Genomic DNA, 15367 nt, shown 5'->3' on the forward strand with positions numbered 1-15367 from the left:
AACAAGAAATAAGTATATTTTATGGCAGGTAATAAAAAAGCAAGCTAGGTAGCTTGCTTTTATAAATATTAAATGAACCCCTTAGGATTAAACTTCCAAATAATCCATAATCCCTTCTGCGGCGTTTCGGCCTTCGAAAATAGCGGTTACCACTAAGTCTGAGCCGCGAACAATATCGCCACCAGCAAAGATTTTAGGGTTCGTTGTTTGATGGGTAAATTCACCTTTTTCTGGTGCGTTGATGCCCCCCCAATGATTGATTTCAACACCGTACGGCTCTAACCAATCCATTTTATGAGGTTTAAAACCAAAAGCCATTAGCACTTTGGTAGCTTCAATAACATGTTCAGAGCCGGCAACTTCTTCAGCACGACGACGACCATTTTCGTCCGGCTCACCAAGCTGGGTTTTCACCATCTTAACGCCAGCAACTTTACCTTGCTCGTCAACAACAATGCCTTTCGGCTGTACGTTGAAGGTAAATTCTACCCCCTCTTCACGGGCATTTTTAACTTCACGCTTTGAGCCTGGCATATTTTCTTCGTCACGACGATAAGCACAAGTTACTTTTGCAGCACCTTGACGAATAGAGGTTCTCACACAGTCCATTGCTGTATCACCACCGCCTAACACGACAACTTTTTCGTTCGCCATATCGAGATAAGCTTGTTTGTCTTCTGCATAGCCCATAACACGGTTTGTGTTACCAATTAAGAACGGCAGTGCATCAAACACACCATCAGCATCTTCATTCTCAAGCCCTGCACGCATACTTTGATACGTACCGACACCTAAGAAAACGGCATCATATTCAGCCAAGATTTCATCAAGAGTAATATCAACGCCAACTTCAGTGTTTAGCTTAAACTCGACACCCATTTCAGTGAAAATTTCACGACGCTTTTGCATTACTTCTTTTTCAAGTTTGAATGAAGGAATACCAAATGTAAGAAGGCCGCCAATTTCAGGGTGACGGTCAAACACCACAGGTTTTACACCGTTACGTACTAAAATATCCGCACAACCTAAGCCTGCCGGACCAGCACCAATGATAGCCACTTTTTTGTCAGACCAAACCACATACGACATATCTGGTTTCCAGCCCATCTTAAAAGCGGTATCTGTGATGTACTTTTCGATATTACCGATAGTGACAGCACCAAACTCTTCGTCAAGTGTACAAGAGCCTTCACACAAGCGGTCTTGTGGGCACACTCGACCACACACCTCTGGTAAGCTGTTTGTACGATGAGACAACTCTGCCGCTTCTAAAATACGGCCAGTACGAATTAATTTTAACCACTGTGGAATATAGTTATGTACTGGGCATTTCCATTCACAGTACGGGTTACCACAATCTAAACAGCGATCCGCCTGTGAGTTAACTTGCGTCTCAGAAAACGGCTCGTAAATTTCTACGAAAGATTGTTTACGCGCTGAGATTGGCTTTTTACGCGGATCAACACGTTGTACATCGATAAATTGGTATACATTTTCGCTCATACTACCCCCTTACTGAGCCTGAACACGAAGCTCTGCGCTGCTGCGCGCTCGGTGCCCAAGTAAACTTTTTACATCACTAGATTTTGGCTTAACTAATTTAAACATCGGAATGTATAAATCGAAGTTAGCTAAAATCTGCTCAGCGCGGTTTGAGCCTGTAAGTTCTAAATGCTCAGCAATTAGACCGCGTAAATGTTCTTGGTGTGATGCCAACCCTTCAAGCGTGACAATCTCAACAAGTTCAGGGTTAATGCGTTTTTCAAAGTCATTACCTTCGTCAAGAATATAAGCAAAACCGCCTGTCATACCTGCACCAAAGTTGATACCCACTTTACCAAGTACGCAAACAACACCACCTGTCATGTATTCACAACCATTGTCACCCACGCCCTCTACAACCGCTTGGACGCCTGAGTTACGAACTGCAAAACGCTCACCGGCACAGCCTGCGGCAAATAATTTACCGCCCGTTGCACCATATAAACAGGTATTACCGGCAATGGTCGCTTTGTGGCTTTCGAAAGAAGAACCCAGCGGTGGGCGAATTACTAGCTTACCGCCAGCCATTCCTTTACCAACATAGTCATTCGCATCACCAACAAGCGTCATTTCAAGACCACCTGCATTCCACACACCAAATGATTGACCTGCTGTACCATGGAGCTCAATAGAAACAGGATCAGCAGCCATACCTTGGTTACCATGTTTTGACGCAATATAACCCGATAGCATAGCCCCTACTGAGCGGTCTGTATTGCAAATACGGTTAACCAGCGAGATACCTGATTTTTCATCAATTGCTTGCTTCGCTTTTTCAAGTAAGGTTTCGTTTAGCTGACCTAAGTAGTGTGAGCTATTAGGCACACTACAATACAAGGTTTCACCCGTTGGGTTGTTTGGTACGGCAATAACTGAAGACAAATCAACTTTCTTTTGTTTCTCTGTCTTGCCTTCAATTGCTTCAAGTAGGTCCAAACGACCTATTAAATCTGTTAAGCGAGTTACACCAAGGCTTGCCATAATTTGGCGCGCTTCTTCGGCAATAAACTTAAAGTAGTTCATCGCCATTTCTGGCAGACCATGATAATGCTTTTGACGCAGCGTATCGTCTTGCGTTGCAACACCGGTCGCACAGTTATTTAGGTGACAAATACGTAGGTATTTACAACCAAGAGCTACCATAGGCCCAGTACCAAAACCAAAGCTTTCAGCACCTAAAATAGCCGCCTTAATGATATCTAGACCCGTTTTAAGGCCACCATCTGTTTGTAGACGAATACGGTGACGTAAACCATTTTCTACTAACGCCTGTTGAGTTTCAGCAAGACCAAGCTCCCAAGGACTACCTGCATACTTAACAGAAGTGAGCGGGCTTGCACCTGTGCCACCGTCATAACCAGCAATAGTAATCAAATCGGCATAGGCTTTAGCTACACCTGTTGCGATAGTACCTACACCTGGTTCAGAAACTAGTTTCACCGAAATAAGTGCGTCTGGATTTACTTGTTTTAAATCGAAAATAAGCTGAGCTAAATCTTCAATCGAGTAAATATCGTGATGTGGCGGAGGCGAAATCAAAGTCACACCCGGCACTGAATAACGTAATTTTGCAATATACGGCGTTACTTTTTCACCCGGTAATTGACCACCCTCACCTGGTTTTGCACCTTGCGCAACTTTAATCTGAATTACATCAGCGCTACGTAAGTAATGTGGTGTTACACCAAAACGACCTGAGGCAACCTGCTTAATACGCGAGTTTTTCTCTGTGCCGTAGCGAAGCTTGTCTTCACCACCTTCACCCGAGTTTGAGCAACCACCTAAACGGTTCATTGCAATTGCGAGTGCTTCATGCGCTTCTGGCGATAACGCACCAATACTCATTGCTGCAGAGTCAAAACGTTTGAACAGCTCAGTTGCAGGTTCAACATCATCAACACTCACACCTGTATCAGGGATCTTGACTGCCAACATGTCACGTAAATTGGTGATCGGGCGGTTATTTACTAAATCAGCATACGCTAAGTAATCTTTGTAATCCCCAGAGCGTACTGCTTTTTGCAGTGTTTGAATAACATCTGGGTTATAAGCATGGTACTCACCACCGTGAACATATTTTAATAATCCGCCATGGCTCAATAATTTACGCTTACTAAAGGCCAGCTTATGAAGCTTACGTTGGTCATCATCAAAATCTGTAAAACAAGCCCCTTTAATACGACTAGCTACACCGTTAAAACAGGTTTCTACAACCGCATCTGATAAACCAACTGCCTCAAATAACATTGAACAGCGGTACGAAGCGACAGTACTGATGCCCATTTTCGACATGATTTTATACAGACCTTTGTTAATCGCATTACGATACGCAAGCGTTACTTCGCAATAGCTCTTATTCAGGGTCTTGTTATCGCTCATTGCAACTAATGATTCATAAGCAAGGTACGGATAAATTGCCGTTGCACCAAAACCAAGTAATACCGCAAATTGATGCGCATCACGGACACTGCCCGATTCGATGATGATATTAGATTCACAACGTAAGTTATTATCTACTAAACGCTTTTGAATTGAACCAACCGCCATCGCCGCAGGAATCGGTAAATGCGTTTCGCTAAAGTTACGATCACTTAAAATAAGCATGACACAGCCTGACGCCGCTTTTTCTTGTGCTTCATCACAGATACGTGTGATTGCTTTTTCTAAGCCTTCTTCTGCGGTGTAAGTGATATCAATTTTACAGTAGCTGTAGTGCTCATCGTCAGCATTGATCAGCTGTTGCATATCAGCATACATCAAAATTGGCGTATCAAACTGTAAACGCTTAGCATGGCCGGTGGTTTCGTTAAATACGTTTTGCTCACTACCAATACAGGTTGCTAGTGACATAACGTGATTTTCACGAAGTGGGTCAATCGGTGGATTCGTTACTTGCGCAAACTTTTGTCGGAAGTAATCAAACAGTGAGCGATGGCCTTCTGACAGTACCGCAAATGGCGTGTCATCACCCATAGAACCCGTTGCTTCTTGACCATTTTCACCCATAACACGAATCACGCTATCAAGCTCTTCGTTAGTATAGCCAAACATTTTTTGATACTTAAGCAGTGTTTCGTCATCAAAAGAACGGTTACCCGCATCTTTTTCAGATAACTGTTCAAATGGCGTTAAACGCCTAACGTTTGCCTCTAACCATGCTTTATATGGGTGGCGAGATTTAAGGTCTTGGTCAATTTCATCTGAATGCCATATTTTCCCTTGATGAGTATCAATAACTAACAGCTCACCTGGTCCGACACGGCCTTTTTCAACGACTTCGTCTGGTGCGTAATCCCAAATGCCCACTTCAGAGGCAAGCGTGATAAATCCATCTTGGGTAATTACATAACGCGCCGGACGCAAGCCATTACGGTCAAGGTTACAAGCCGCGAAACGGCCGTCAGACATTACAATACCAGCTGGGCCATCCCATGGTTCCATATGCATTGAGTTGAAGTCATAGAACGCACGTAGGTCATCATCCATGGCACGGTTTTTCTGCCATGCTGGTGGGACAAGCATACGCATTGCACGGAATAAATCCATGCCTCCCGCTAAGAACAACTCAAGCATATTATCTAAGCTTGAAGAATCTGAGCCGCTTTCGTTAACGAATGGTGCGGCTGATTGCAGATCTGGAATAAGTGGTGAGGCAAACTTATAAGCACGGGCACGTGCCCATTGGCGGTTACCTTGAATCGTATTAATTTCACCATTATGCGCTAAATAGCGGAAAGGTTGAGCTAAAGGCCAACGAGGCTGTGTATTAGTAGAAAAACGTTGGTGGAATACACAAATCGCACTGGTCATGCGAATGTCAGCTAAGTCTAAATAAAAGTTAGGTAAGTCTACAGGCATCATCAAGCCTTTATAGACAGTGACCAAACCAGATAAACTGGCAATATAAAAGTGTTCATCATTTTCGAGGCGCTTTTCAGCACGACGACGCGCTACATACAAGCGACGCTCTAAATCTTTTGGACGCCAGCCTTCTGGTGCGCTAACAAAAATTTGTTCAAAGCCTGGTAGTTGTTTTTTTGCAATTGGCCCTAAACATGACGCATCGGTAGGTACTACGCGCCAGCCTTGAATACTCAAGGTTTCTTTTTCGAGTTCTTCACTCAACACATCTTTAGCTGTTTGCGCAAGTACAGGATCGGCATTTAAAAATACCATGCCAACGGCGTAGTTCTTACCTAAGTGCCAATCATGTTCGCTGGCAATAGCACGAAAGAAACTATCAGGTTTTTGCATTAATAAACCACAGCCATCACCAGTTTTACCATCTGCAGAAATACCACCACGGTGTTCCATGCGATCTAAGCCAGTGATTGCTGTTCGAATCAAGCGGTGACTCGCCTGACCATTGACCTGGGCTATTAAGCCAAAGCCACAATTATCTTTTTCTAATTTTGAGTCGTATAACATAGACCCCTCCCCTTGCTACAACGACTAGCGGTTCAGTCTTTTGTGACAGTGCTAGCAGACGAACAAAACTATCGCCAAATACCTCATGAGTCAATAGAGTTTTGAATACATATTCATATTCATGAATATTTCTCACTTAAAGGCACTTTCTAAATTCTATGCTATTTTTTTACATTTAGGCGTATTTCACCCGTTATTTTTTTATGACACTGGTGTCAAATTTAACAACTTGTAAAAAAACAATCTAAAACCCGCCTCTTTACGTTAACGTAAACTGTGCTTTATTATGAATAATTATTCAAAATCTGAATATCAATGCAGTTTTTATGAGGTATCACCTAACGCTGCTGCATCATTATTTACTCTTGGCTTTAGCATAGTAACAAACTAGGTCTCTGAGCAGCCGACCTTAGTCGCAATGACTGACTTTCTTTACCCTCGCGTCAATAATCAGCAATTTAAAAGTGTCCGCAGCGGACACTTTTTCTGTCCGCGGACAGACATCTACTCATCAAAAAAAATAAAAACACAATACTATCAGAAGCTTAACAATTGGCACGCTACTGGTATAGATAAGTCATCAGCGAAATTAAGGATTTCAAAATGTTCACTATCAGTTTGTTTATGGCTTCTCCGCTTACCATGATTGCCGTTGGCTTCATGATTGTATGTTTTGAGAATCGTAAGGAGTTATGATGATAAAGGATACCAGTGCCCAAGATATTACTGTGGCTAAAAAAAACACCATTAAGAAACCACTTATATTAGCAGTAGGTGTAATACTTGTTGGTGCGCTTGGCTTTCAAGCATTGTTTGCCAGTAGCGATGGCAGCATTTCGGTTGATGCAGCAAGCCTACAAATTAGTGAAGTAACCCAAAAGACGCTTACTAGAGATGTGGCAGCGAGCGGTAAAATCGTTGCAGCTAATGCGCCAAAAGTTTATAGCCCTGAACGAGGTTTTGTTGATTTAAAAGTAAAAGCCGGTGACAGCGTTGAAGTAAACGAAGTAATCGCCACCGTAACCAGCCCTGAGCTTACTAACGAATTAAAACAGCAACAATCAGTATTAGCACGATTAGAAGGTGAACTACAACGCAAGCAACTTGAAGCACGTCGACAAAAACTAAGCCTTACTAAAGCCCTTGATTTAGCACAGGTTGAACTAAATGCCGCAGACAGAGAAAACCGCCGAGCTAAACTCTCTATCGAAAAACATTTAATCAGCCAAATAGATTTAGAAAAAGCCGTTGATGACTTGGCCCGCGCCAAACTTTCCTTTAAACATGCAGAGCAAGAAGTCAGCTTAGCTAAAGATACCCTCGCATTTGAACTAAAAGCTGCAGAGCGCGATCTGACGCGTCAGCAACTCATCGTTGATGACTTATTTAGGCAGGTGAATGAACTCACAATTACTGCCAGTGTAAGCGGTATTGTTGGTAACTTATTAGTGCAGCAAAAAGAAGCCGTTACACAAAGCCAACCATTAATGACTTTGGTGGATTTAAGTAACTTTGAAGCTGAACTACAAGTACCAGAAAGCTATGCCAATGAGCTAGGTCTTGGTATGCAAGTTGAACTGACTTTAGGTGCCCGTCATGTAACAGGAACCTTATCGGCTATTTCACCGGAGGTGAATAATCGCGAGGTAACTACCCGCGTACGCTTTGACAGTGAGGTTTCTGGTATTCGCCAAAACCAACGCTTAACCGCACGTATTTTATTAGAGAATCGCGATGATGTATTGCAAGTAAAACGCGGTGCATTCTTACAGCAAGGTGGCACCCAGGCTTATAAAGTTGAAGGTGACATGGCTTATTTAATCGATATAAAAACCGGTGCTAGCAGTATCAATGCTGTCGAGATAATAGAAGGCGTAGAGCCTGGCGATAAGCTAATCATCTCGAATTACGACCGCTTTAAAAAAGCATCCACACTGGTTTTACGTTAACAAATAAAAGGAAAAATCAACATGCTTACAATGAACGACATCAGCAAAGTGTATCAAACTGACATGGTACAAACTCATGCCCTTCGCGACTTCAACCTACAAGTAGATGAAGGTGAATTTATTGCAGTAACTGGCCCAAGTGGCTCGGGTAAAACCACTTTTTTAAACATCGCAGGTATGTTGGAGCCATTTAGCGAAGGCCAGTACATGTTAGATGGTATTGATGTGGGGAAACTAAATGACAACCAACGCGCTGATCTACGAAATCAAAAAATTGGTTTTATATTCCAGGGTTTTAACCTCATCCCTGACTTGAACTTATATGAAAATATTGAAGTGCCATTGCGTTATCGTGGCATTAAAGCCGCTGAGCGTAAACGCCGTATTGAGCAATGCCTTGAGCAAGTTGGTTTAGCTTCACGAGCAAAACACTTACCGCAACAACTTTCTGGTGGTCAACAACAACGTGTGGCCATTGCCAGAGCACTAGCCGGTGAGCCTCGCTTTTTACTTGCCGATGAGCCGACGGGTAATTTAGATAGCTTAATGGCACGCCAAGTAATGGAACTACTTGAGCAAATCAACCGTGACGGCGCAACCATCATCATGGTAACCCATGATCCAGAACTTGCACGCAGAGCCCCACGCAATATCCAAGTTGTTGACGGCCAGCTAGCTGACTTCACCTTATATCAAGGTACCCAAAATCTCAAAGCGGCTGGAGTATAACCATGTTCCTTCATTATTTAGATTTAAGCTGGCGCAGCTTTAAGCGCACGCCACTTGTAAGCTTTTTAATGGTATTGGCCATTGCTATTGGTATTGGCGTAACCATGACAAGTTTATCTGTGTATCACATGATGTCGGCAGATCCTATTCCTGAAAAAAGTAGCAGCCTTTATTCTGTGCAGTTACAAACCATGGATGAAGGCCGTACTTGGTGGACAGTCGATAACATGCCACTGCAATTAACTTATCAAGATGCAGTCAACCTTAATAAAGCAAAAGCCGGTGGTAAACGCGTCACTATGGTAAGAACGGGTTTTTCGGTTTATTTAGACTCAGACAAAGTAAAACCATTTATTGGTCAAGCGCGCCTAACCACTCCTGACTTTTTCGATATGTTTAACTTATCGTTTATTTATGGTGGAGTGTGGACTGAGCAACAAGAAGCAGATGCAGCCCCTGTAGTGGTGATTAATAAAGATCTAAACGACAAGCTTTTCGCAGGTCAAAACCCCGTAGGTAAAATGGTTTATCTAGATGATGCCAGTTATGAAGTTATTGGCGTGATTGATGATTGGGATATCACCACAAAATACTATGACCTTAATAACGGCGCATTTAATAAAACCGAACAACTGTTTTTACCATTTAGCCTAATGAAAGCCCGCGAGCTTGAAAATTGGGGTAATACCAATGGTTGGAAACATGAAAAAACCAACACCTTTAACGACAAACTAAATTCAGAAATGGTGTGGTTGCAGTTTTGGGTTGAACTAAAAACACCTGCAGAAAAACAAGCTTACCAAGACTTTTTGATGGCCTATATGCAAGAGCAACAAAAGCTCGGTCGTTTTAATCGTGAAAAACTAACGGCCACCTTACGCGATGTAAATGAGTGGATGCAATACAACAATGTTGTCAGTGAAGACAACGAAATTTTAGTCGGCCTAAGTTTTATGTTTTTAGCCGTGTGCCTTGCTAATATTTTAGGCTTATTACTGGCGAAGTTTTTACGTCGAGCTCCTGAAGTGGGTGTACGCCGCGCATTAGGCGCCAGTAAACGCCAAATCTTCTTTCAACATATCGTTGAGGTGGCAATGTTAGGCTTCTTGGGTGGCATCTTCGGTATTATTTTGGCGCAAATAGGTTTATTAGGCGTACGCCATAGCTATAGCTACTACAAAAGCTTAGCCACGATGGATTTAAGCATGCTATTAAGCGCGCCAGTGATTGCAATTACCACCTGTATTATTGCTGGCCTTTACCCTGCATGGCTAGTGTGTAAAACCAACCCTGCTATTTATCTTAAGAGCCAATAAGGAAGACACCTATGTTAGAAATTAAACCTATCTTTCACGCCTTATGCCGCTCAAAAGTTGGCGCTATTTTATTACTGATACAAATTGCCATCACCACTGCGATTGTCAGTAATGCCGCGTTTATTATTCAAGACAGGGTCAGCTACTTAAGCCAAGAAACAGGCTACCCTGAAGAAGATATTTTCGTTTTTAATGTCATGATGTTTGGCAAAGACGTGTCTCCATCTCAGCAGTACGAGCTAGATGAAACTATGCTCCGTCAAATCCCAGGTGTAGTTGATGCGGCTTACTCTAGTAATACACCGCTTTCAGGCAGTGGATCTTCGTCAGATTTTAGTTTAAAGCCTGCACCTGAAGAGAGTAAATCCGTCCGTACGTCTTACATGTTTATCGATGAGCATGGCATTAATACCTACGGTGTTAAGCTCATTGCTGGGCGTAACTACACCGAAGATGAAGTCATCGTGACCGATAACTATGATGAACTTTCAAAAGTAACTGTTGTAACTAAAGCCCTAGTTGATGAGCTATTCCCTGACGGAAATGGTTTAGGTCAAACAGTTTATTTTGGTGACATTCCAATGAAAATTATTGGTGTTATTGATCTTATGAAAGGTCCATGGCTAAAAGACAGCCGCCCAGATAACGTAGCACTGCTACCTTTTATCAAGCCAGGTACAAATGCACGTTTTGTGGTCAGAACTGAGCCAGGTCAACGTCAATCAGTTATGAATCGCGTTGAAGAGGCCATGCTTAAAAACTACAACAAACGTGTTATTTCTCGTATCCGTGGTTTAGATGATGACAAAGAACAGTACATGGCTGAAGACACATTAATGATGAGAATGCTGGTTGTACTCATTGCAATCTTAGTGTTAGTAACTGCACTGGGTATCTTCGGACTTACCTTATTTAATATCAGTAAACGTACAAAACAGATTGGTACTCGCCGCGCTTTAGGTGCAAGAAAATCAGCCATTATTAACTACTTCTTAGTTGAAAACGCCATGATATGTGTAGTTGGTTTAGTGATTGGCGTTATTGCTGCCATATATTTAGGCCAGGTGCTGATGCAGCATTTCTCAATTGCTCAACTTGATATTAGCTACGTGCTAGTAACAGCATTAGCAGTATTTATTATGAGTCTGTTGGCAGTACTTGCTCCAGCAAAACGGGCGGCGAACATCTCTCCGAGCATTGCAACTCGAACAATTTAGTTCTCCCAACCTATGCTACACTGGATTTACAGTGTAGCATTTATCTTGCCCCCTTATTAGGAAAATAACTAAAACAATTATATGGAAAAAATACTTATCGTCGATGATAACCCAGCCATCTTGGATGCGTTGTCATTATTACTTGAAATTCACGATTTTGAGGTCGTTACAGCAAGCAATCCTCTTGAGGCTATTCAAGCTGTGCAATATCAACGTATTGCGCTTGTTATTCAAGACATGAACTTTACCGCCGACACAACCTCAGGCGAAGAAGGCAAAGAGCTCTTTTATGCCTTACGAGACATTAACCCTCATTTACCAATTATCTTGATTACCGCATGGACTGAGCTGTCAACAGCCGTTGAACTCGTAAAAGCGGGTGCAGCTGATTATCTACCGAAACCATGGGACGATACCAAGTTACTTACCTGTGTAAATAACCTGATAGAGCTGGGTAAAGTAAAACAACAAAACGAAACCTTTACCCGCCACCAGCAAGAACGTGATGCATCTGTGCATAACGCTAATTTAGTGGGTCTTATATATAAAAGTACCGCTATGGAGCACATTGTTAATCTTGCAATTCAAGTTGCTAAATCGGATATTTCGGTGCTTATCACAGGTCCTAATGGCAGTGGCAAAGAGCGAATTGCACAAATAATTCAGGCTAATTCATTATTAGCAGACAAACCCTTTATCACTGTTAATGCTGGCGCCCTGCCAAGCGAACTGATCGAAGCTGAGCTATTTGGTGCAGAAGCCGGTGCGTATACAGGAATTACTAAACAGCGTATTGGTCGTTTTGAAGCCGCCGATGGTGGCACACTATTTTTAGACGAAATTGGTAACTTGCCACTCTCTGGGCAAATGAAACTATTACGCATTTTACAAACCGGCGAATTTGAACGCTTAGGTTCAACACAAACACGCAAAGTGAATGTTAGGGTAATTTCAGCAACCAATGAAGATTTAAGTCATGCAATTAAAACTGGTCAGTTTCGTGAAGATCTTTACTACCGTTTGAATGTCATTGAGTTAAATTTGCCAAGCCTTGCTGATCGCCCAGATGACATTTTAGCTTTGGTCGCACACTTTTTACCTGAGCGAGCATTCTCACTCAGCACAGAAAAAGCCCTACTTGCCCACAGCTGGCCTGGTAATGTTCGCGAACTTGAAAATGCCTGTAAACGTGCTGGGGTTTTAAAGCCCACAGGGATGATTGAGCTTGCCGATTTTGGCTTACAAGTTGAAGTAAATAGCCCCGCACAAACAAGAACAGAGCCAAGCAAGCAAGAGATTGAACTTGCCATGCGCGAGTACCAAGGTGTTATTGCGAAAGTGGCTCGTCATTTTGGATTAAGTCGCCAAGCCCTTTATCGTAGACTTGATAAATTTAAGATTGATTATTAATGACAACACAGCGTTTTTCGTTTCGATATAAAATCATAACCTTATGTATTACAGCGTCTGTATTGCCGCTGATATTGGTTTGTTACTTTTCGGGCATAAGCTTGTTTTACAGCATTTTAGCTCTACTTGCATGCGTGTTGATAAGTGCTCTTTTTGCCGCCCAGTTATCTGCCCCGCTCATTGATGGAATGAACTCTCTCGAAACCGGGCTACTTAATTTTAAAGATGGCGAGCTGGCTACATTATTAGCATATGAGGGCAGTGATGAGCTTGGCGATTTATGTCGGCTTTATAACCAAACTGCAAAACAGCTTCGCCAAGAAAAACAATGGATATATCAGCGAGAGCTGATGCTCGATAAAGTTTTACAAAGCTCGCCACAAGCAGTGCTTTTGACTAACGACCAAGGTTTTATCGTTTATAGCAACCACAGTGCACGCAGCTTACTCGATGCTAAATCAGCTCTTGAAGGCGCTAAACTTGAACACTTTTTAGAATCTAGCTGTGAGCAATTAACGCGCGCGATTCACAAAGGGGTCGATGGTTTATTTACCCTTGATAAAGAAGACCAAGAATCGCAAACTTGGCATATGGCGACAGGCCGATTATTACTTAATAATCAGTTTCACCAACTGTTTGTATTTAAACAGCTCACTCGCGAGCTAAGCCGCCAAGAAGTTGAAGTGTGGAAAAAAGTCATTCGCATCATTAGTCATGAGCTGAATAACTCACTCGGCCCAATGTCATCCATGCTTCATAGCGCTCAGTTATTAACTAAAGAAGTCGACGAGCCACGCTTGAAGCGGGTCTTTACTACCATTGAGGACCGCATCAAGCATCTTAATGAGTTTGTGCAAGGTTATGGCAAATTTGCCAAGTTACCAACACCGCAACTATCGACGGTTAACTGGCATACTCTTATTGAACAGCTAAAAAGCCAGTGGCAGGTTGATGTATCACTAGATGAGGGTGTAACAACTGAAGCTGATCACACACAACTAGAACAATTACTGATCAACCTATTAAAAAATGCCTATGAATCAGGTTCTAACCCTGAAGATATCAATTTAACTGTGCAACAAGAAGCAAACGGCACTCACATCACAGTGAGCGACAAAGGCAAAGGCATGAGTGAAGCTGTGATGGCTAATGCGCTTATCCCCTTCTATTCAACCAAGACAACTGGTAGTGGCCTAGGTTTAGCACTTTGCAGAGAAATAGTTGAAGCACACCACGGGCAAATTAGCTTACACAACCGCGAGCAAGGTGGCTTAAGCGTGCATGTTTTATTACCCTCATAATACCTATAAGCAATAATATTGGTATAAAAAAAGCCGCAATCAGCGGCTTTTTTCTACACTAAATTCGATTATTCAGCGTCTTTTTCTTTGTACTTTGCAGCTGTTTCAGTAATTAGTGGTTGTAATTCACCACGCTGAAACATTTCGATGATAATGTCACAACCACCGATAAGCTCGCCTTCTACCCATAATTGTGGGAATGTTGGCCAGTTTGCGTATGCAGGTAACTCTGCACGGATGTCTGGGTTAAGTAGAATGTCAACGTAAGCAAACTGCTCACCACATGCCATAAGTGCTTGTGATGCTTGTGAAGAAAAACCACAGTTAGGTAACTTTGGTGATCCCTTCATGTAAAGAAGGATTGGATTTTCAGAAATTTGCTGTTTAATTTTATCGATGGTTTCCATTTACAACCTCAAAAAAGACATTGGCTTACTACATTGGCCTTGAAAAAGTTTCACTGTGGCCTCAGATATATAACTTAAAATCGGCATTCGTAGCCACAATTTTAAATAGTCTTTAGCAATAGCATTGCTGTTTGCTAAAACTTGAGTAAAATACTCAACAATTATAGTAACACTATAATACCACTTGGTATAGGGAAGTACGCTGTTTACCTTGCTATTACCTATAACTGAGTGGACTATCAACCAAGAAGATGGAGATAAAAAATGGCATTTGAACTACCGTCACTACCATACGCAATCGATGCATTAGAGCCACATATTTCAAAAGAGACTCTAGAGTTTCACCACGGTAAACACCACAACACTTACGTTGTGAAATTAAACGGTCTGATCCCAGGCACAGAATTCGAAAACAAATCTCTAGAAGAAATCGTATGTTCTTCAGAAGGTGGCGTATTTAACAATGCTGCACAAATCTGGAACCACACTTTCTACTGGAACAGCCTATCTCCAAACGGTGGTGGCGAGCCTACTGGCGCAATCGCTGACGCGATCAATGCTAAATGGGGTTCTTTCGACGCATTCAAAGAAGCGTTAAACGATAAAGCAGTAAACAACTTTGGTTCAAGCTGGACTTGGTTAGTTAAACTAGCTGACGGCACACTTGATATCGTAAACACGTCAAATGCTGCAACTCCATTAACTGATGAAGGTGTTACACCAATCCTAACTGTGGATCTTTGGGAACACGCTTACTACATCGATTACCGTAACGTTCGTCCAGATTACCTAAAAGGTTTCTGGGCATTAGTTAACTGGGACTTCGCGAACGCTAACTTCGCTTAATCTTCTGTTACTAACAGTAATCCAAAAAAGACGCTTCGGCGTCTTTTTTATTGCCATTGCACGCCCCCTCTAAGTCGCAGCCAAGTCCTCAGCCAAAAAGCGTAATCAAGATGAGCTTTTTTCAATTAAATTCTTAATTTTCTTGCGCAAAAATTCAAAATCGTGACTAAGCTTTAATTAGCCTTTGCTTTTCTCTTAATCTAATTACACGTCATTTTAGCG

The 15367-nt window shown here is 42.2% G+C and carries 10 protein-coding genes; 7 read left to right on the forward strand and 3 right to left on the reverse strand.

Annotated elements, in window-relative coordinates; translation table 11 throughout:
• Window positions 1–87 precede the first annotated feature (87 nt).
• Both HYD28_12185 and gltB read right to left on the reverse strand, forming a co-directional pair.
• The gene (locus HYD28_12185; GenBank protein ID QLE09653.1) at window positions 88–1503 is read right to left on the reverse strand and encodes an FAD-dependent oxidoreductase; all 1416 of its coding nucleotides are present in this window, start codon (window positions 1501–1503) and stop codon (window positions 88–90) included.
• Window positions 1504–1512: 9 nt separating this feature from the next.
• Window positions 1513–5970, reverse strand: a complete 4458-nt coding sequence (gltB, locus tag HYD28_12190; protein QLE09654.1) for a glutamate synthase large subunit — start codon at window positions 5968–5970, stop codon at window positions 1513–1515.
• Window positions 5971–6665: 695 nt separating this feature from the next.
• Here gltB and HYD28_12195 point away from each other — a divergent pair.
• The 6 genes from HYD28_12195 (at window position 6666) to HYD28_12220 (ending at window position 13892) form a co-directional block, all read left to right on the forward strand.
• A complete protein-coding gene (locus HYD28_12195; protein ID QLE10554.1) occupies window positions 6666–7919 on the forward strand; it encodes an HlyD family efflux transporter periplasmic adaptor subunit in 1254 nt (417 codons plus the stop codon).
• Window positions 7920–7940: 21 nt separating this feature from the next.
• Entirely contained in the window at window positions 7941–8648 is a 708-nt protein-coding gene (locus HYD28_12200; protein QLE09655.1) for an ABC transporter ATP-binding protein, read from the forward strand.
• A 2-nt stretch (window positions 8649–8650) separates the two neighbouring features.
• Complete coding sequence (locus HYD28_12205) at window positions 8651–9964, forward strand: ABC transporter permease (GenBank protein ID QLE09656.1); 1314 nt, start codon at window positions 8651–8653, stop codon at window positions 9962–9964.
• Window positions 9965–9975: 11 nt separating this feature from the next.
• A complete protein-coding gene (locus HYD28_12210) occupies window positions 9976–11181 on the forward strand; it encodes an FtsX-like permease family protein (protein QLE09657.1) in 1206 nt (401 codons plus the stop codon).
• Between the two features lie 81 nt (window positions 11182–11262).
• Window positions 11263–12591, forward strand: coding sequence for a sigma-54-dependent Fis family transcriptional regulator (locus tag HYD28_12215; protein ID QLE09658.1), 1329 nt, complete (start codon window positions 11263–11265; stop codon window positions 12589–12591).
• Window positions 12591–13892 carry a GHKL domain-containing protein gene (locus HYD28_12220; GenBank protein ID QLE09659.1) on the forward strand — a complete coding sequence of 434 codons (1302 nt, stop codon included), beginning with the start codon at window positions 12591–12593 and terminating at the stop codon, window positions 13890–13892. The genes HYD28_12215 and HYD28_12220 overlap by 1 nt, the downstream gene beginning before the upstream one ends.
• Before the next feature lie 68 nt (window positions 13893–13960).
• Here HYD28_12220 and HYD28_12225 read toward each other — a convergent pair whose 3' ends face one another.
• Window positions 13961–14299, reverse strand: coding sequence for a Grx4 family monothiol glutaredoxin (locus HYD28_12225; protein ID QLE09660.1), 339 nt, complete (start codon window positions 14297–14299; stop codon window positions 13961–13963).
• 264 nt (window positions 14300–14563) lie between these two features.
• Here HYD28_12225 and HYD28_12230 point away from each other — a divergent pair, with 264 nt between their 5' ends.
• The gene (locus tag HYD28_12230) at window positions 14564–15145 is read left to right on the forward strand and encodes a superoxide dismutase [Fe] (GenBank protein QLE09661.1); all 582 of its coding nucleotides are present in this window, start codon (window positions 14564–14566) and stop codon (window positions 15143–15145) included.
• Window positions 15146–15367 lie beyond the last annotated feature (222 nt).

Origin of the sequence: Pseudoalteromonas shioyasakiensis (assembly GCA_013391845.1) — a bacterium.
GTDB classification, from domain to species: Bacteria; Pseudomonadota; Gammaproteobacteria; order Enterobacterales; family Alteromonadaceae; genus Pseudoalteromonas; species Pseudoalteromonas apostichopi.

What these genes read in the sequence shown, in the direction of transcription:
- HYD28_12225 (QLE09660.1), bottom strand. Translation starts at nt 14,299, where the DNA reads ATGGAAACCATCGATAAAATTAAACAGCAAATTTCTGAAAATCCAATC.
- HYD28_12230 (QLE09661.1), top strand. Translation starts at nt 14,564, where the DNA reads ATGGCATTTGAACTACCGTCACTACCATACGCAATCGATGCATTAGAG.
- HYD28_12220 (QLE09659.1), top strand. Translation starts at nt 12,591, where the DNA reads ATGACAACACAGCGTTTTTCGTTTCGATATAAAATCATAACCTTATGT.
- HYD28_12195 (QLE10554.1), top strand. Translation starts at nt 6,666, where the DNA reads ATGATAAAGGATACCAGTGCCCAAGATATTACTGTGGCTAAAAAAAAC.
- HYD28_12205 (QLE09656.1), top strand. Translation starts at nt 8,651, where the DNA reads ATGTTCCTTCATTATTTAGATTTAAGCTGGCGCAGCTTTAAGCGCACG.
- HYD28_12215 (QLE09658.1), top strand. Translation starts at nt 11,263, where the DNA reads ATGGAAAAAATACTTATCGTCGATGATAACCCAGCCATCTTGGATGCG.
- gltB (QLE09654.1), bottom strand. Translation starts at nt 5,970, where the DNA reads ATGTTATACGACTCAAAATTAGAAAAAGATAATTGTGGCTTTGGCTTA.
- HYD28_12185 (QLE09653.1), bottom strand. Translation starts at nt 1,503, where the DNA reads ATGAGCGAAAATGTATACCAATTTATCGATGTACAACGTGTTGATCCG.
- HYD28_12200 (QLE09655.1), top strand. Translation starts at nt 7,941, where the DNA reads ATGCTTACAATGAACGACATCAGCAAAGTGTATCAAACTGACATGGTA.
- HYD28_12210 (QLE09657.1), top strand. Translation starts at nt 9,976, where the DNA reads ATGTTAGAAATTAAACCTATCTTTCACGCCTTATGCCGCTCAAAAGTT.